Origin of the sequence: Streptomyces sp. NPDC049040, from assembly GCF_043197715.1 — a bacterium.
Classification (GTDB): Bacteria; Actinomycetota; Actinomycetes; order Streptomycetales; family Streptomycetaceae; genus Actinacidiphila.
This window is the reverse complement of the sequence record NZ_JBICTO010000003.1, coordinates 98,390-114,400: the sequence shown is the minus strand read 5'-3', so window position 1 is coordinate 114,400 and position 16,011 is coordinate 98,390. Positions and strand designations below refer to the sequence as shown.

Sequence of the window (16,011 nt, the reverse complement as noted above, 5' to 3'; positions counted from 1 at the left end):
AATGCTGACGGAGCGGAGGCTCTGACGGGTCTTGTAGCGCCGAGCCGTTTCCAACAGAAGTCACCAAGATGAAACGCCATCGCAACTGCAGGGTAGTTCTACGCCACATGCAGGGGGCCGTCAACGCCCTGATCCTGATGCGTTGCCGGACCGTGATGTCGAGTCGGTGTTGAAACATGTTCGCTTCGGTTGGCATCGGCTGGCGTCGCGCACAGCGGCCGCCGTACGCCCCGCAGCGGGCCTACGGCGGCCGCTCGACACCACGGGCGCCACTGGGGCGCAACGAGTGCTGTGATGCGGCCAGGTGCGGACGTACCGGCCTCTTCCGCGGGGTCAGTCGATGAGCAGATCAGCCGTTCGTCCGGCGAGGGCGACCCCGTCCCGGCTGAGCGTGACCGTCAGCCGGAGCCGGTCGGCCGTGCAGCCGGCGAGGACCAGGTAGCCGGTCGTGACCGAGACCCTCTCATGCGGTGCGAAGGTGACCGGCCGCGGCAGCGGGTCGACCGCCGGGCAGCCGGCCGGGATGCCGGACGAGGTGTCCGACAGGAAGCGGCCGGACCAGGTCGTGCCGAGCGTCAGGGCCCGGCCGGTGCAGTTGGTCGCGGTGAGGGTGGCCGCCGAGGTGCCGCCGGGCGCGACCGACGGCGGGTCGAAGGCGAGGCCGTCGATCCTGACGACGGAAGCCGCGGTGGCGCAGGGCGTGGAGGGAGCGGCCGCCGCGGCGGGTCCTGCGGCCGACACCGCCGTGCCGGCGGCGAGGGCGGCAGCGGCCGTCACGAGGGCGGGAAGTCTGCGAAGCACATCGGGTCCTTTCCGTACGCCGGGCGTGCGGGGCCGCCCGGATCCGAGCATGACCGCACCAACGTGGCCCGGGGGAGCGGTGTTGGCAACGACCGCAACCGCGCCGCCCGCGCGCACAGACCCGAACCGGCCGTCCTGCCCCTCGGTCACCGCCGGCCCGCGGCCGCCGGTCACCGATTCCCGTCGGCAGAACACCCGTGCCCCATACAATAGGCAACGGGCCGACCGCTGGTCAGAGGGGTACACGACAAGCGGCCGGCCCCTCGGGGTCCCGCGGTCCGCACCGCGCGAAGCCGCGGCGCCACGCTGCGGCCAGGCCGGTCGACACGGGCCGGCCGCGGCGGCGTACCGTCGAATCCCGGCCGCCTCCCGGCAACTTCCGGCAGGAGCCCGGCAACCGGCAGCATCCGCTGCGGATCGGAGAGATCATGCCCCGGTACCGTGGTTCGGTCCCGTCCCGGCCGCTGGCCTGAAAGGCTCCCATGAAAGCTGAGATCGCCGTGTCCGCAGGTGCGCGGCACACCCGGATCCTCGGGGTCGGCGCATACCGCCCGCGCCGGGTCGTCGACAACGCCGAGGTGTGCCGGCACATCGACTCCACGGACGAGTGGATCCGGTCCAGGACCGGCATCGTCACCCGCCGGTGGGCAGGACCCGACGAGACCCTGGCCGTCATGGCGGAACAGGCCGCCAGCAAGGCGATCGCGGCGGCCGGGCTCACCCCTGACGCCATCACCTGCGTGATCGCCGCGACCTTCACGCATCTCAAGCAGACCCCCGCGGTCGCCACCGAGATCGGCCACCGCATCGGCGCCACCGGGGCGGCAGGCTTCGACATCTCGGCGGGCTGCGCCGGCTTCGTGCACGGCGTCACGCTCGCCTCCGACGCGGTACGCGCCCGCGGCGGCCACGTGCTGGTCGTCGGCGTCGAGCGGATGTCCGACATCCTCGACCTGACCGACCGCTCCACCGCGTTCATCTTCGGCGACGGAGCGGGCGCGGTCGTCGTCGGCCCCTCCGACACGCCGGGGATCGGCCCGGTCGTCTGGGGCGCCGACGGCTCCCAGGCCGACGCCATCACCCAGAGCGTGCCGTGGGACGCCTTGCGGGACGCCCCCGACCAGCCCTTCCCCGCACTGCGGCAGGACGGGCAGCGGGTCTTCCGCTGGGCGGTCTACGAGATGTCCAAGGTCGCCGTCCAGGCGCTGGAGGCGGCCGGCATCCCGGCGGACGACCTCGACGCCTTCATCCCGCACCAGGCCAACGAGCGGATCATCGACTCCATGACCCGCTCCATGGGCCTGCCGGCCCGGGTCGCGGTCGCCAAGGACATCGTCACCACCGGCAACACCTCGGGAGCGTCCATCCCGCTGGCGATGGAGTCGCTGCTCGCGTCGGGCCGGGTGGTCACCGGCGACACCGCCCTGCTGCTCGGCTACGGCTCGGGGCTGTCGTACGCCGCGCTCGTCGCGACACTGCCCTGACCGCCCTCCGTGGGGCCCGGCGCCGTGGCCCCGGGCCCCACGGAGGGCGGTTGCGCTGCGCGGACCCCTGACGGCCGTCAGCCGCCGCGTGCCGTCGCGGCGAGGAATCCGTCCGCCGCCCGGTGCACCTCTTCGGTGCCGGAGCCGGAACCGGCCGCCCGTCGCAGGTGGACCCGCGGTCCTGACGGCCGGGCGACCGCGTGGTCGACGTCGAGGTCGGCAGGGGGTCCACCGGCCGGCCTCGCCCGCTCCGGGATCTCCGGCCGCACGCGCGAGCCCGCCGGGCACCGCTCCTGCTCCGGCTGGGCGAACACCGGCTCCACCCCGGCCCGTTCGGCCACCTCCCGCATCCCCTGCCCGCTCACCGGGTCGTCCCGCAGCCGGCGCGGCGCGTCGGGTCCTGCGACCAGGTCCGCCCGCGGATCCCGGTCGAGGCGATGTGCGCGAACTGCGTCCGCCGCACCACGGTGACCCTGGGCATGCCGGAGTGCCGGGCGCGGCAGGTGGCGGGCGTCAGCCGCCGGCGGTGACCGTGTCGAGCGCGGCGGTGAGCCGCGGCGCGGTGAAGTCCCGCACCCAGGCGAGGTGTTCACCCTCGGTCCGGCGCGGCACGACCTCGGTCAGCATGATCAGGTACAGGTAGCTGCGGTAGAGGGCCAGCCGGACCCTGGCGGCGGCGTCGAAGAACGTCGTCCCGCCCGCCGACCCGTAGCCGGCGAGGAAGGCGGGGTCGTCCTCCGCGTCGCCGAGCAGCAGCGACAGCGACGCGAAGTCCGCCAGCGGGTCGCCCCAGAACATCCGCTCGCCGTCGATAAGCCCGCCGATCGTCCGCGCCCCCTGCGGGCCGTCCAGCAGGATGTTGCCCGGCCACAGGTCGAAGTGGACGAGCGCGGGCTCGGCCACCTCATCGAGCGCGGCGGCGCCCTCCGCGAGGGCGGCCCGTATCGCCCCGGCAGGGCGCGGCAGCCAGGACCCGAAGGCGGCCGCGTCGTCCAGTACGGCGCCGGTCATCGCCGCGAAAGCCGGTGCCCAGCGGTCGCCCATCGGCGCCACGCTCTGCGCCGGATAGCCGAACGCGGGCCCGCGCACGGCGTGCAACCGCCCCACCAGGACGCCCAACTCCTCCCGCAGCCGGTCGCGTTCGCCCGCCGCCATGGCCGCGGCGGAATCCGCCCAGGAGACCCCGGGCACACGCGTCATCAGCAGGAAGGGCGCCGCCTCCGCGCTCTCGGACCACTCGGCGTGCACCACGCGCGGCGCCGGCACCCCCGCGTCGCCCGCCGACCGGTGGAACAGCGCCTCGCCGTGCAGCAGTTCTGCCTCGTAGCGCAGCCGCGGGTTGCCGGCGGGCGGCGGGACCTTCAGGACCAGCTCGGTGCCGTCGGCGAGGTCGACACGGTGCAGCGCGTTGTACGTCCCGCCGGTCAGCACCGCCCGGGAGACGACCTGCCCCGGCCCGATCCCGGCCCGTGCCAGCAGCCCGTCCACCGTCTCGTCGCCCACCGTGTGCACCGCCATCGGCCCTCCCCATGTCCGGAGGGCACCCTACGCGGTCAGCACGCCCCAGCCGAGGGCGCCGGCGGCGGCCGCCGCGTACAGCCACGCCCCCGCCAGCACCGCACGCCGCTGGCGGGCCGCCGTCCAGCCCGTGCGCGACACCGCCCAGGCCAGCGCGGGCAGCACGAGCACCGCGTGCAGGGTCACCCCGTGCAGCGGCTTGAGCATCCCCGTCGAGTGATACGCGGCCTGCTGGTGGCCGGTCCTGGTGTCGACGACCCCGCGGGCGATCATCACGGCCCCCGACAGCAGCCCGACGGCCAGCAGCGCGAACCCCGCCCGCAGCGCCGCCGGCATCCCCGCGGGGCCGCCGGGCTCGGACCGGAAGGCGGCCACCGCGAAGGTGCCGAGCACCCCCACGAGGATCGCGCCGCCCACCGCGAGCGACATCGCCACCGCGGTGTCCGCGGGCGTCTCCATGTCGAAGTGCGACGGCACCCCGCGCCACGCCTGGACGGTGATCCCCGCGACCTCCAGCACGCAGTCGGCGCTGAACAGGGCCAGCAGCGCCGCCCGGGTGCGCCCCGCCATCCGCACGTAGGACGTCACCCAGGCGACCGCGATCAGCGTGAGGCCGAAGGACACCCCGAAGGTGAAGGGCTTGCGCCAGGACACCGGGCCGTCCCACGGGCCGCCGTCCACGAAGAAGACCCCCAGGTGGAAGAGCCCGGAAGCGATGAGTGCGGCGCCGGTTGCGCAGGCCAGCCGCTCCACGGGCCTCGCCGCGCGGGCGGCCGTCGCGGCGGCGGCGGCCGCCTGGCTCGTGACGGACATCGACGGGCTCCCGACTCCTCGTCGCCCGGGCACCGTGCCCGGGCGGGACGCGCCCAAACTAGGCCGCGCGCGGCGGGCCGCGCGTCGTCGCCGGGGAGGCCGCGGGACTGCGCCCGGCGCAGTACGTACACCCGCGAGGGTGCCGCGGCTGCGGCGGCCGGGTGCTTCCCGCCCGCGGGGCGATTGGCCAGCGCGCCGGTGGGACAGACAGATCACCGGAAGATCCGGAGATCGCGGAAGGACCGGATATGAGCCAGCAGACCACCGAGCCGCGGCCCGACGACGGCACCGCGGACCCCGCAGGCGACACCGGCCGGCCCCGCAGGACCCGCCGGCGGCTCCTGCCGTGGAAGCACCGCCGCGACCTCGCCCCCGCGCAGCTGCGCCGCCGCAAGCTGGTCGTCCGCGGTGTCACCGGCGTCTGCGCGGTCTGCGTCGGCACCATCGGCTGGTCGGTCGGCCAGGCGCTGACCTACCCGGGCAAGGACAGCACCGCGGCCCGCCTGGCCGAATGGGCCAGGGACCACGAACTCGGCTTCGTGGTCGACAAGCTGGAGGACGTGCAGTATTCGATGGACCCGCCGAAGGTCGGCGGGTCGCTGCCCGCCGACGCGCTGGCCAGGATGAAGGCCACCCAGGGCGCCGTGCCCACCCCCGCGCACGTCTCCGCCCGGCCGCTGGTCCCGCTGCGCGCCCCGATGGCGTCCGTCGTCTCCCCGGCACTGCCCGGCGAGGGCGTCTACCGCGCCCTCGCCGCCGCCCACGGCCAGCCGATCGTCCAGGGCACCTACGTACGCCCCGACGGGGCGCACACCTCCTACGAGGCCGCGGTCGCCTGGATCAGCGGCAAGTACGCCAGCTTCCGGCTGCACCCCGGCTTCCGCGAGCCCGGCGGCACCTTCGATGTGCCGCCCACCATCCCCGAAGGGCAGCGCACCGGACTGGTCGCCACCTGGAACGGCGGCTTCCGCATCACCGACGGCGGCTCCCGCGGCGGCTTCTACCTCGACGGCCGCACCGCGGGCGAACTCCGCGACGGCGCCGCTTCCGAGGTCTTCCACCGCGACGGCTCGATCCGCATCGGCGTCTGGGGCCGCGACGTCCGCATGACGCCCGACGTCACCGGGGTCCGCCAGTGCCTCGAGCTCATGGTCGACGACGGCCGGGTCGTCCCCGACATCGGCGACGACTCCAAGTGGGGTGTCAGCGACCAGAGCCGGATGTTCGTCCCGCGCTCCGGCGTCGGGATCACCGCGCAGGGCGACGTCATCATGGTCGTCGGCCAGGCGCTGTCCGCGCAGACGCTGGCGGAGCTCATGCAGCGGGCAGGCGCGGTGCGGGCGATGCCGCTGGACATGAACAGGGCGTGGCCGTCCTTCATGTCCTACGACGGCACCCGCACCCCGGCGAACCCCGTCCCGACGAACATCCTCGACTTCGAGGACCCGCCGGACCGCTACTACACCCAGGCCACCCGCGACTTCGTCGCCGTCTACGCCCGCTGAGCCGCCTGCCGGCGGCCGTACGCCACTGCCCGGGGCCCCCGGCTCCCGGGGCCTTACCCCGCCGCCCTCATGAGGTCGCGGCGGCCATACGGGGCGGTCGTACGGGGGAGCGCTCAGACCGGTCCGGCCGGGCGCACGGCGTCGGTGAACGCGCGGACCCGGGCGTTCGCCCGGGACGCCCGCCACACCGGCCCCCACTCCAGCGGGGGCGTGTCGTGGAACGGCACGAACACCACGTCCGGCCGCGCGTGGAAACGCGCCGCGTGCGCGCCGACGGGGAAGACCCCGAGCCCGGCGCCCACCAGGGTCAGGATCTCCTGGAACGTGGCGGCGGACCGCCCGACCGGGATCGGCCGCCCCGCGGGCGTCAGGCGGGGCGAGCCCGGCTCGCGCCAGTGGTCGGGCAGCGAGCAGGGAGCCCGCAGCAGCTCCGTGCGGGCCAGGTCCTCCACCGAGACCGCCGTGCGCTGCGCGAACGCGTGGCCGGCCGGCACCGCGAGCAGCCGCGGCTCCGACAGCAGCACCGGGCCGTTGGCCAGATCGGGGCCGGACAGCGGCAGGCAGGCGATGAGCACGTCGAGCCGGTCGGCCCGCAGCCGGTCGAGCGCCTCGCCCATCTGCACCTCGTGGATGCGCACCTCGCACTCGGGATGCCGGGCGGTGAAGCGGTCGGTGGCCTGCACCAGCAGCTGCCCGGCGGCCGCGCCGACGAAGCCCACCCGCAGCTCGCCCGTCACCCCGCGCCCGGCGGCGACCGCCGTCGCCAGCGCGGCCTCCAGGCGCTCGAAGGCCGGCCGCATGTCGTCGTGCAGGCGGCTGCCGATCGGCGTGAGGGAGACACTGCGGCTGGTGCGCTCGAAAAGCGGCGCGCCGACCCGCCGCTCCAGCTTCCCGATCACCTGGCTGACCCGCGCGGTGGTGACCCGCAGCCGCACCGCGGTACGCCCGAAGTGCAGTTCCTCGGCCAGCACAAGGAACGCCTCGATCTCGTACCGCTCCACCGCGGGCCTCCCGTCGTACCGTGCTCGTTAAATCCTACTTAACGACCGCTGCGCGGAACGCTCTTGATCCACTCCGCTCCCGGCGCGCAGGGTGAGGGCATGTACCTCACCGATGACCACGCCCTTGCCGCCCGCAGCCCGCAGGACGCGCTGCGCGAGCTGCGCGACCGCACCGAGATCACCGACGCGCTGCTCCGCTTCGGCCTCGGCCAGGACCTCCGCGACCGCGAGCTGTTCGCCTCGGCCTTCGCCGAGGACGCGGAAGTGGACTTCTCGCCCGCCGCCGTGCGCTGGGGCGCCGACAGCCCGCCGATGAGCGGCAGGGACACCATCGTGGACACGATCCTGGCGCTGTTCGCCGACCGGGTGGACACCAGCCACGTGGTGACCAACCCGCGGATCGCGGTCGCCGCCGACCGCCGCACCGCGCGGCTCACCGCGATCGTCGAGGCGCAGCACCTGCTCACCGCCGACCACTCCCGGCACGCGCTGCTGAACAACCGCTACGCGGTCGGCCTGGTCCCGGACGGCGAACGCTGGGTGATGCGGACCGTCAGGATCGAGAACGTCTGGTTCACCGGCGACCCGAAGGTGATCTTCGGCGGTTGACGCGGGAGTTGCGGGCGCCTAGCGTCATACCCGTATGTGACCGGGATTCACATGGCGGAACGAATAACCAGGGGAGTGGGACCGTGGCAGAACAGCGTCGCATCGTCGTCTCGGGCGGCGGCACCGGCATCGGCAAGGCCACCGCGGCGGCCTTCGCCGCCGACGGCGAGCACGTCACGATCATCGGCCGCCGCGAGGACGTCCTGCGCGCCGCGGCCGAGGAGCTGAACGACACCTACGGCAAGGGCCTGGTCGACCACGTCGCCGCCGACCTCGCCGACCCCCGCCAGGTACGGGACGCGGCCGCCCGCATCACCGCGGGCGGCGGCGTCGACGTCCTGGTCACCAACGCCGGCGGCAACGTCGCCGCAGGGCACGACGGCACCCTCGAAGGCATCGCCGACGGCTACCTGCGCAACTTCCACGCCAATGTGCTGACCGCCGTGCTGCTCACCGAGGCGCTGCTGCCCCACATCCGCAGGCCCGGCGGCCGCATCGTGCACATGTCGTCCATCGCCGCCCTACGCGGGCCCGGCTCCTACGGCGGCTCCAAGGCCGCCGTGCACGCCTACACCTTCGAACTGGCCCAGCGGGTCGGCGCGGACGGCATCACCGTCAACGCGGTGGCGCCCGGCTTCGTCGGTGACACCGAGTTCTTCGGCGACCGCGCCACCCCCGAGTTCATCGCCTCCCGGGTCGCCCAGTCCCTCACCGGGCAGCCGGGCCGCCCCGCCGAGATCGCCGCCGCGGTGCAGTACCTCGCGGCGCCCGCCGCCTCCTACACCACAGGCCAGATCCTGCATGTCAACGGCGGAGCCGCACTGGGCCGCTGACCCGCGGGCGGCACGGAAACCGCCTGTGCCGCCGCCACCGGCCGGGTTAGGCTCGGAGACATGGCAGCTGCTGCACAGGAAGGGCACGCGGGCAGCGTGCGGGTCGACAGCTGGATCTGGTGCGTACGGCTCACCAAGACCCGGTCGCTCGCCGCCGCCGCGTGCCGCGCGGGCCACGTGCGGGTCAACGGGGAGCGGGTCAAGCCCGCCCAGGCGGTCAGGCCGGGCGACGAGGTGCGGCTGCACCACGCTGGACGCGAGCGGATCGTCGTGGTGTCCAAGGTGCTGAACAAAAGGGTCGGCGCGGCCGTCGCCGCGGACTGCTTCGTCGACAACAGCCCGCCCCCGCCGCCGCGCGAGGAGGTCCTCGCCCTCGGCCTGCGCGACCGGGGCACCGGCCGCCCCACCAAGCGCGACCGGCGCGAGCTGGAGAGGCTGCGGCTGCACGGCTCCGCCCGTCCCGGTGGAGGAGCCTGACCCGTGGCCGCCGCCACCCCCGACGCGCCGGAAACCCTCTTCGAACCGCACCGGCCGCTGCTCCTCGGCCTCGCCTACCGGCTGCTCGGCAGCATGTGGGACGCCGAGGACGTCGTCCAGGAGGCGTATCTGCGCTGGACCCGCGCCGACCGCGGCCAGGTCCGCGAGCCGCGCGCGTTCCTGGTCACCGTCGTCTCCCGGCTCGCCCTCGACCAGCTCCGCTCGGCCCGCGTCACCCGCGAGGCGTACGTCGGCCCGTGGCTGCCGGAACCCGTCGACACCGCGCAGCTCGGCCCGCAGGACACCGTGGAACTGCGCGACACCCTCTCGTACGCCACCTTGCACCTGATGGAGCAGCTCACCCCGCCCGAGCGGGCCGCCTTCGTGCTCCGCGAGGCCTTCGAGATGCCCTACGACGACATCGCCGCCATCGTCGGCGGCACCGTCGCCAACAGCCGCCAGCTGCACCACCGGGCCGCGACCCGGCTGGCCGCAGCCCACGGCGACCGCTTCAGCCCCACCGGCGAGGACCACGCCCGGCTGCTCACCCGCTTCCTCGACGCCGCCCGCGGCGGCGACCTCGACGCGCTGACCGGCATGCTCAGCGAGGACGTCGTCGCCTGGAACGACGGCGGCGGCCGCACCCGCGCCGCCCTGCACCCCGTCACCGGCCGGGACCGCGTCATCGCCTTCGTCGTCGGCCTGACCACCCGCTACCCCTTCGAACAGGCCCGGCTCACCGAGCTCAACGGCCAACCCGCACTACGGCTGACCGTCGACGGCCACGACCAGGTCACCCTGCTCGACATCAGGTCCGGCGTCGTCCACGGCGTCTTCGCCGTACTCAACCCCGACAAGCTGACCCGCCTCCCGCACCCGCCGGCGGCCGGGCCCGCGCCCGACGGGGTCCACTCGGGCCCGGGCACGCAGGCATGCGGGGCTACGCCCTGCTCGTAGACTCATGACGTGGCATTCATGAGCACCCCGCACTGCTGCTTCCTGTGATCGGAAGGCGCTGAGGGCGACGCCGGACGGCGTCGCCCTCCCTGGTGTGCCTGCCGCGTGAACCACATCTCGACGCTGCCCGTTCCCTCCTGAGGCAGTGACACTCCGATCGCGCAGGCACGAATCCCTCCCCTTCCGCCCTGCCAGGAGTGCCCCGTGCCCGTGCCGCTTCCCCCTGCCCTCGATCGCTGTCTCGACCTGCTGCGCTGCCCGACCTGCCGTACCCGCCGCCTGCACCGCGACCACGGTGTACTGCGCTGCCCGGCGGCCCATACCTTCGACATCGCCCGCCACGGCTATGCCGGCCTGCTCGCGGGAACCCGCGCCACCAGCGGGGACGACGCCGCCATGGTCGGGGCCCGGAACCGATTCCTCGCCACCGGTGCTTACGCGCCCATCCGCGATGCCGGGGCCCGCCTGGCGGCCGACGCGGTGTCCGGGCATGGCACGGTGGTGGACGCGGGGTGCGGCACGGGCTACTACCTGGCCGGCGTACTCGATCAGCTGCCCGGCGCCCGCGGCCTGGGCCTTGACACATCGGTGCGCGCACTGCGCTCCGCGGCCCGTGCCCACGACCGGGCAGCCGCGGTGGCCTGGGACGTCTTCCGTCCCTTCCCGCTGGCCGGCGGGGCGGCCGATGTCGTGCTGGACGTGTTCGCACCACGCAACCCGGCCGAATTCCACCGCGTGCTGCGCCCGACGGGCCTGCTGATCGTCATCCGGCCCACCGGGCGGCACCTGGCCGAACTGCGGGAACTGGCGCCCGCGATGGTCACGGTGGACCCGGCCAAGGAGCAGCGCCTGCACCGGGCGCTCAGCCCCTTCTTCGAGGCCGCGGCCACCGAACAGGTGGAGTACTCCGCTTCCTTGACCAGGCCGGGTGCCCTGGACCTGATGGGGATGACGCCCAGTGCACGCCACATGGGTCGTGCGGACCCCGGCGAAGGCGGCGTCCCGCCCGGTCAGGTCACCGTCTCCGTGCTGGCCACCGCATACCGGCCCCGGTGATCCCGGTGATCCCGGTGATCCCGGTGATCCCGGTGATCCCCGGGGGCCGAGGCGACCGGTAGTCCCACCGCGGGCGTCAGTACGACTGGAGCTCCCAGAGGTTGCCGTCCGGGTCCCTGACGTGGGCGGTGCGCATCGTCGGTCCCCACTCCGGCCGGGCGGCGGGCTCGGCGACCGGCTGCCCGCCGTGTCGCAGGCACAGCGCGTAGCCCGCGGCCACGTCCGCCACCCGGCTCACCAGCATCCCCCGGTCACCGGCTGCCGGCGTGCCCCCGGTCAGGGCGGTCACGGCGTCGCGCGCGATCAGTGCCAGGGCGCCCTGGGCGCCGACGTCCCAGCTCGCGTACGGGCCCTGCGCCGTACCGCGGGCGAGCCTGGCGCCGACCAACTCCGGCAGCACCGCGTCGTAGAAGCGGAAAGCGGCGGCGAAGTCGTCGGCCAGCAGGCGGGGGTGGAGTGCGTCCATCGGGGGGCTCACCGTCTTCGATTCTGGTGGATGGCCGGCGCCAATCAATGGGTGCAGACCTATGATTGGGTCAACCCTACAATAGGCCCATGGACGAGACGACGACCCCGCCCACCCTCACCGCACTCACCACGTACCTGCTGTCCAGGACCGGCAAGACCGCCCGCGGCCGGCTCGCCGCGGAACTCGCGGAAGACGGCCTGCGGCTCTGGCACATGGCGGTGCTCGCCGCCCTCGCCGACTTCGGCCCGCACTCCCAGCGGGACCTCGCCGACCGGCTCACCATCGACCCCAGCGACATCGTGAAGATCCTCGACGACCTCACCGCGGCCGGCCACGTCACCCGCACCCGCGACCCCGCCGACCGCCGCCGCGTCCAGGTCCGCCTCACCCCCGCGGGACGCACCGCCCTGGACGGACTCCTCACCCGGGCCGAAGCCGTACAGGCCGACCTGCTCGCCCCCCTCGAACCGGCGGAACGCGCCACCCTGCACGACCTGCTCAGCCGCATCTTCACCCCGTGACACCATGACGCCGGGAGCCCATGGCCCCGGCGGTCCCCATCCCCCGAAGATCGGCGGGGGGTTGGCCGCCGTGCGACCGTCTGGGACAATCGGTGCCGTGCAGTTGCCGACACCACGACGGGCGGAGTGGCCATGACCGGCCCTGACGGGGCGCACCTGCTGGCCATCAGCGACCTGCACGTCGGATACCAGGCCAACCGGGAAATCGTCGAAGGCCTCAGGCCGGAACACGACGACGACTGGCTGCTCGTGGCCGGCGACGTCGCCGAGCGCTCCACCGACATCAGCTGGGCATTGGGCACCCTCAAGGAGCACTTCTCCACCGTCATCTGGCTGCCAGGCAACCACGAACTGTGGACACCCCCCGACGACCCCCTCAGGCTCCGCGGCGAAGCCCGCTACCGCCACCTGGTCGACGAGGCCCGCAGGCTCGGCGTGATCACCCCGGAGGACCCCTACCCGCTGTGGGAAGGCCCGCGAGGCCCGGTCGCGGTCGTCCCGATGTTCCTCCTCTACGACTACACCTGGCGCGACGGCACACCCGGCGCCCGCACCAAGGAGGAAGCGCTCTCCCAGGCCCGCGCGGCAGGCGTCGTCTGCACCGACGAGATCTTCCTGCACCCCGACCCGCTGCCGGGCCGCGACGACTGGTGCCGCGCCCGGGTCGCCGAGACCGCCCGCCGCCTCGAAGCAATCGACCCCGCCCTGCCCACCGTGCTCGCCAACCACTGGCCGCTGCACCGCGAACCCACCGCGGTCCTGCACCACCCCGAATTCGCCCTGTGGTGCGGCACGGAACTCACCGAGCAGTGGCACACCCGCTTCCGCGCCACCGACGTCGTCTACGGCCACCTCCACATCCCCCGCATCATCGACCGCGACGGGGTCCGCTTCACCGAGGTCTCCCTCGGCTACCCCCGTGAATGGGGCGCCCGCCCCACGGGCCCCGCGGGACCCCGCCGCATCCTGTCCGGCCGGCCGGGGGCGGCCCACCGGTGATCGAACACCTGCTGCCGCCCGGCGTGGCCTCCCGCGCCGCCTACGGCGACGAACTCGACCACGTGCCTGTGCTGCCCGAGGAGACCGCCGCCGTCGCCCGGGCCGTCCCCAAGCGGAAGCACGAGTACGCCGCCGGCCGAGCCTGCGCTCGCGCCGCCCTCGGGCAGCTCGGCATCCCGCCGGGGCCGATCCCGCGTGACAGCCGGCGAGGCGCCCCGCAGTGGCCGGCCGGAGTCGTCGGCAGCATCACCCACTGCGACGGCTACCGTGCCGCGGCCGTCGCCCGTACCGCCGACATCCTCACCCTCGGCATCGACGCGGAACCCCACGACCGGCTGCCCGAGGGCGTCTTCGACGCCATTGTCGCCACCGACGCCGAGCGGGCCGCGCTCGCCGCCGTCACCCAGAGCGCTCCCGGCGTCCACTGGGACCGGCTGCTCTTCAGCGCCAAGGAGACGGTCTACAAGGCCTGGTACCCCTTCCACCACCGGATGCTCGGCTTCCACGAGGCCGAACTGCTCTTCACCGCCGACCCGGACGTGCCAGGCACCGGCACGCCGGATCGCGGCGGCTACACCGCCCGGGTGCTCGTCCCCGGACCGCTGCTCGCCGAGGGCAAGGGGCCCGAGGTGTTCACCGGCCGCTGGATCGTCCGCGACGGCCTGCTGGCCACGGCCATCGCCGTACCCGCCGACACCGCGGCGGGCTGATCGGCGTCAGGGGCCTGCCGGCACCGCCCACACCGCCGCGGGCTGACCGGCGTCAGGGGCCTGCTCGTACCCGCCGGCAGCGCGCGGGCTGACCCGCCTCAGGGGCCGGCCGTCACCACGGGGCGTCCGGGGTCCGACGCGCCCGGTCTCGGGCCGGGGCCGACCGGCGCTCGGCGTCAGGGACAGCCGACGCCCGGCGCGGGGGCGGCCACCGTCAGCAACTGCCCCGTACGCGGCCCGCCGACCGCCTTCTCCACCCCCTCCCACCGCGTCGCGACCAGGAAAAGCGTCCTGCCGTCCGCACCGCCCAGCGCGCACGCGAAGCAGCCCCGGTCCAGCTCCACCACCGCCAGCACCTCGCCGCCCTCCCGCACCCGCACGCACCGCCGGTTCGGCACATCCGCGTACCAGACCGCACCCTCCGCATCCAGGCAGATGCCGTCGGGGCAGCCGTCCCCGAGGTCGGCCCACACCCTGCGGTTCGACAGGCCGCCGTCGATGCCGATGTCGAAAGCGGTGAGGCGGTTGCCGTACGACTCGGCGATGATCAGCGTCGAGTCGTCGGGCGTCACCAGCATCCCGTTGGGGAAGGCGATGCCGTCCGCGACCTGCCGCGCCCCGCCGTCAGGGGTGGCCAGCGCGATCACCCCCGGCTTGAAGTCCTCGCCGGCCATCAGGTCGAAGCCGCCACCGTTGACCCAGACCCGGCCGCGGCCGTCCGCCACGATCTCGTTCCACCCGTGCGCCACCGCGCCCAAATCCGCGTACGGCACCAGCGAACCGTCCGCCGACCTGCGCAGCACCCGGTCCTCGCGCGACGACACCACCAGCAGCCCGCCGCCGTCCGGCAGCCAGGCGATGCACATCGGGAACGTCGGGAAGTCCGGGCGCAGCACCACCTCGCTGCCGCCGTCCGCCCCGACCGCGACCACCTCGCCCGCACCCCAGTCGGCGAACCACAACCGGTCGCCATACCAGCGGGGCGACTCCCCGAAGGCGATGCCGTCCAGCAGGACGCGCGGCTTGTCCATGGCGGAACTCCCTGACCCGGCCGACCGCCGGCCGTCAGGGGTGCAGACCGCCCGGGGCGGTGAAAATCATCGGCCGCCGCTCACGCGGAGTCGCGCTCCACCAGCGTCGTCTTGAAGATCACCGAGCGGGTGCCCTGCGACGGGTCGTCGATCAGCGCCATCAGCAGCTTCGCCATCTCCGCTGCCATGTCCTCCACCGGCTGCCTGATCGTCGTCAGCAGCGGCCGGGACGCCAGCGCCGCGCTGCTGTCGTCGAAACCGATCACCGCCACGTCGTCCGGCACCCGGCGCCCCTGGTCCCGCAGCACCAGCAGCGCGCCCTGCGCCATCAGGTCGTTGGCGACGAAGACCCCATCGGTGTCGGGAAAGCGCTCCAGCAGCTCGCGCATCGCCCGCTCGCCGCCGACCTGGGTGAAACTGCCCTCGACGCTGGGCACATACGCGTGCCCGTGCTCGGCCATCGCCTCGCGGAAACCCGCCAACCGGTCCTGCCCGGCCGGCGAGTCGAACGGCCCGGCGATCGTGGTGATCCGCCGGCACCCGCGGGCCAGCAGCCGCTCGGCGGCCAGCTTCGCACCCGCCTGCTGCGCCACGTCGACATAGCTGATCGGGAAGGGCATCGGCGGCCGTGCGAACAGCACCGTCGGCAGCCCCGCCTCGGTCAGCAGGAACGGCAGCGAATCGCCGGGCGCTATCGACACCAGCGCCACCCCGTCGATGTGCTCCTGCCGCAGATTGGCCACCAGGGTGTGCCGGGCGTCCTCGGAGTCCGCGAGCATCAGCACCGGGTGCACCCCGCGCGGGCGCAGCACGGTCAGCAGACCGCCGACCACCCGGCCGAAGAACGGGTCGCTGAACACCTGGCCGAGGAAGGGGTCGTCGGCGGTGCGGTGGGCGGGCACGGAGAACACCAGCGCCACCGAGTCGGTGCGCCGGGTCACCAGCGTCCTGGCCGCCCGGTTGGGCACGTAGCCGGTGGCCACCACCGCCTCCTGGACCACCCGCTGGATCTCCGGGTCCACATTCCGCGTTCCGTTGACCACCCGCGACACCGTCGCCCGTGACACCCCGGCGGACCGTGCGACGTCTTCCAGGGTGGGCTGGCGTGGCCCCGCCGGACGGCTGCTCGTCATGCGTGCAGTTATACCATGACCGGGAGAGCGCTCTCCGGCTCCCGGTGCAGGCCACAGCGCGGATGAGGCGGGGTACGGCAGCCCCCCACAGGCC

The 16,011-nt window shown here is 74.2% G+C and carries 18 protein-coding genes; 10 read left to right on the top strand and 8 right to left on the bottom strand.

The features are described from left to right. Positions 1–333: 333 nt before the first annotated feature. On the bottom strand, positions 334–801 hold the full coding sequence (locus ACGFMP_RS09825; RefSeq protein WP_393671504.1) for a hypothetical protein: 468 nt from the start codon (positions 799–801) through the stop codon (positions 334–336). Positions 802–1,283: 482 nt separating this feature from the next. Here ACGFMP_RS09825 and ACGFMP_RS09820 point away from each other — a divergent pair, with 482 nt between their 5' ends. After that, the gene (locus tag ACGFMP_RS09820) at positions 1,284–2,285 is read left to right on the top strand and encodes a beta-ketoacyl-ACP synthase III (RefSeq protein ID WP_393671503.1); all 1,002 of its coding nucleotides are present in this window, start codon (positions 1,284–1,286) and stop codon (positions 2,283–2,285) included. 77 nt (positions 2,286–2,362) lie between these two features. On the opposite strand, the gene ACGFMP_RS09815 is transcribed toward ACGFMP_RS09820, so the two are convergent. The 3 genes from ACGFMP_RS09815 to ACGFMP_RS09805 all read right to left on the bottom strand — a co-directional run bounded on the left by ACGFMP_RS09815 (position 2,363) and on the right by ACGFMP_RS09805 (position 4,616). After that, positions 2,363–2,650, bottom strand: a complete 288-nt coding sequence (locus tag ACGFMP_RS09815) for a hypothetical protein (protein ID WP_393671502.1) — start codon at positions 2,648–2,650, stop codon at positions 2,363–2,365. A 148-nt stretch (positions 2,651–2,798) separates the two neighbouring features. Beyond that, positions 2,799–3,803 (bottom strand): phosphotransferase family protein, encoded by a 1,005-nt coding sequence (locus tag ACGFMP_RS09810; RefSeq protein ID WP_393671501.1) that lies wholly within the window; start codon positions 3,801–3,803, stop codon positions 2,799–2,801. 27 nt (positions 3,804–3,830) lie between these two features. Then, positions 3,831–4,616 carry a hypothetical protein gene (locus tag ACGFMP_RS09805; RefSeq protein WP_393671499.1) on the bottom strand — a complete coding sequence of 262 codons (786 nt, stop codon included), beginning with the start codon at positions 4,614–4,616 and terminating at the stop codon, positions 3,831–3,833. Between the two features lie 248 nt (positions 4,617–4,864). Here ACGFMP_RS09805 and ACGFMP_RS09800 point away from each other — a divergent pair, with 248 nt between their 5' ends. Further along, positions 4,865–6,121, top strand: a complete 1,257-nt coding sequence (locus ACGFMP_RS09800; RefSeq protein ID WP_393671498.1) for a phosphodiester glycosidase family protein — start codon at positions 4,865–4,867, stop codon at positions 6,119–6,121. A gap of 113 nt (positions 6,122–6,234) precedes the next feature. Here the strand turns inward: ACGFMP_RS09800 and ACGFMP_RS09795 are convergent, their stop codons facing one another. Beyond that, complete coding sequence (locus ACGFMP_RS09795; RefSeq protein ID WP_393671497.1) at positions 6,235–7,122, bottom strand: LysR family transcriptional regulator; 888 nt, start codon at positions 7,120–7,122, stop codon at positions 6,235–6,237. Positions 7,123–7,221: 99 nt separating this feature from the next. On the opposite strand from ACGFMP_RS09795, the gene ACGFMP_RS09790 reads away from it, so the two are divergent. The 5 genes from ACGFMP_RS09790 to ACGFMP_RS09770 all read left to right on the top strand — a co-directional run bounded on the left by ACGFMP_RS09790 (position 7,222) and on the right by ACGFMP_RS09770 (position 11,054). After that, the gene (locus ACGFMP_RS09790; RefSeq protein WP_393671496.1) at positions 7,222–7,731 is read left to right on the top strand and encodes a nuclear transport factor 2 family protein; all 510 of its coding nucleotides are present in this window, start codon (positions 7,222–7,224) and stop codon (positions 7,729–7,731) included. An 83-nt stretch (positions 7,732–7,814) separates the two neighbouring features. Further along, positions 7,815–8,564: an SDR family NAD(P)-dependent oxidoreductase gene (locus ACGFMP_RS09785; RefSeq protein ID WP_393671495.1), complete on the top strand. Its 750-nt coding sequence runs from the start codon at positions 7,815–7,817 to the stop codon at positions 8,562–8,564. A gap of 60 nt (positions 8,565–8,624) precedes the next feature. After that, positions 8,625–9,041 (top strand): RNA-binding S4 domain-containing protein, encoded by a 417-nt coding sequence (locus ACGFMP_RS09780; protein WP_393671494.1) that lies wholly within the window; start codon positions 8,625–8,627, stop codon positions 9,039–9,041. Positions 9,042–9,044: 3 nt separating this feature from the next. Beyond that, entirely contained in the window at positions 9,045–9,998 is a 954-nt protein-coding gene (gene sigJ / locus ACGFMP_RS09775) for an RNA polymerase sigma factor SigJ (RefSeq protein WP_393671493.1), read from the top strand. Between the two features lie 204 nt (positions 9,999–10,202). Continuing rightward, a complete protein-coding gene (locus ACGFMP_RS09770) occupies positions 10,203–11,054 on the top strand; it encodes a putative RNA methyltransferase (protein ID WP_393671492.1) in 852 nt (283 codons plus the stop codon). Positions 11,055–11,130: 76 nt separating this feature from the next. On the opposite strand, the gene ACGFMP_RS09765 is transcribed toward ACGFMP_RS09770, so the two are convergent. Then, positions 11,131–11,520 (bottom strand): VOC family protein, encoded by a 390-nt coding sequence (locus ACGFMP_RS09765; RefSeq protein ID WP_393671491.1) that lies wholly within the window; start codon positions 11,518–11,520, stop codon positions 11,131–11,133. 89 nt (positions 11,521–11,609) lie between these two features. On the opposite strand from ACGFMP_RS09765, the gene ACGFMP_RS09760 reads away from it, so the two are divergent. The 3 genes from ACGFMP_RS09760 to ACGFMP_RS09750 all read left to right on the top strand — a co-directional run bounded on the left by ACGFMP_RS09760 (position 11,610) and on the right by ACGFMP_RS09750 (position 13,753). After that, complete coding sequence (locus ACGFMP_RS09760; protein WP_393671490.1) at positions 11,610–12,044, top strand: MarR family winged helix-turn-helix transcriptional regulator; 435 nt, start codon at positions 11,610–11,612, stop codon at positions 12,042–12,044. A 132-nt stretch (positions 12,045–12,176) separates the two neighbouring features. After that, positions 12,177–13,043: a metallophosphoesterase family protein gene (locus ACGFMP_RS09755; RefSeq protein WP_393671489.1), complete on the top strand. Its 867-nt coding sequence runs from the start codon at positions 12,177–12,179 to the stop codon at positions 13,041–13,043. Then, entirely contained in the window at positions 13,040–13,753 is a 714-nt protein-coding gene (locus ACGFMP_RS09750; protein WP_393671488.1) for a 4'-phosphopantetheinyl transferase, read from the top strand. Before ACGFMP_RS09755 ends, ACGFMP_RS09750 begins: the two co-directional genes overlap by 4 nt. 176 nt (positions 13,754–13,929) lie before the next feature. Here the strand turns inward: ACGFMP_RS09750 and ACGFMP_RS09745 are convergent, their stop codons facing one another. Beyond that, positions 13,930–14,784, bottom strand: coding sequence for an SMP-30/gluconolactonase/LRE family protein (locus tag ACGFMP_RS09745; RefSeq protein WP_393671487.1), 855 nt, complete (start codon positions 14,782–14,784; stop codon positions 13,930–13,932). 80 nt (positions 14,785–14,864) lie between these two features. Then, positions 14,865–15,917: a LacI family DNA-binding transcriptional regulator gene (locus ACGFMP_RS09740; protein ID WP_393671486.1), complete on the bottom strand. Its 1,053-nt coding sequence runs from the start codon at positions 15,915–15,917 to the stop codon at positions 14,865–14,867. Positions 15,918–16,011 lie beyond the last annotated feature (94 nt).

Bases quoted from the DNA above. Each gene is read 5' to 3' on its own strand.
- ACGFMP_RS09820 (WP_393671503.1), top strand. From the start codon at position 1,284: ATGAAAGCTGAGATCGCCGTGTCCGCAGGTGCGCGGCACACCCGGATC.
- ACGFMP_RS09810 (WP_393671501.1), bottom strand. From the start codon at position 3,803: ATGGCGGTGCACACGGTGGGCGACGAGACGGTGGACGGGCTGCTGGCA.
- ACGFMP_RS09805 (WP_393671499.1), bottom strand. From the start codon at position 4,616: ATGTCCGTCACGAGCCAGGCGGCCGCCGCCGCCGCGACGGCCGCCCGC.
- ACGFMP_RS09800 (WP_393671498.1), top strand. From the start codon at position 4,865: ATGAGCCAGCAGACCACCGAGCCGCGGCCCGACGACGGCACCGCGGAC.
- ACGFMP_RS09790 (WP_393671496.1), top strand. From the start codon at position 7,222: ATGTACCTCACCGATGACCACGCCCTTGCCGCCCGCAGCCCGCAGGAC.
- ACGFMP_RS09780 (WP_393671494.1), top strand. From the start codon at position 8,625: ATGGCAGCTGCTGCACAGGAAGGGCACGCGGGCAGCGTGCGGGTCGAC.
- ACGFMP_RS09765 (WP_393671491.1), bottom strand. From the start codon at position 11,520: ATGGACGCACTCCACCCCCGCCTGCTGGCCGACGACTTCGCCGCCGCT.
- ACGFMP_RS09760 (WP_393671490.1), top strand. From the start codon at position 11,610: ATGGACGAGACGACGACCCCGCCCACCCTCACCGCACTCACCACGTAC.
- ACGFMP_RS09755 (WP_393671489.1), top strand. From the start codon at position 12,177: ATGACCGGCCCTGACGGGGCGCACCTGCTGGCCATCAGCGACCTGCAC.
- ACGFMP_RS09745 (WP_393671487.1), bottom strand. From the start codon at position 14,784: ATGGACAAGCCGCGCGTCCTGCTGGACGGCATCGCCTTCGGGGAGTCG.
- ACGFMP_RS09740 (WP_393671486.1), bottom strand. From the start codon at position 15,917: ATGACGAGCAGCCGTCCGGCGGGGCCACGCCAGCCCACCCTGGAAGAC.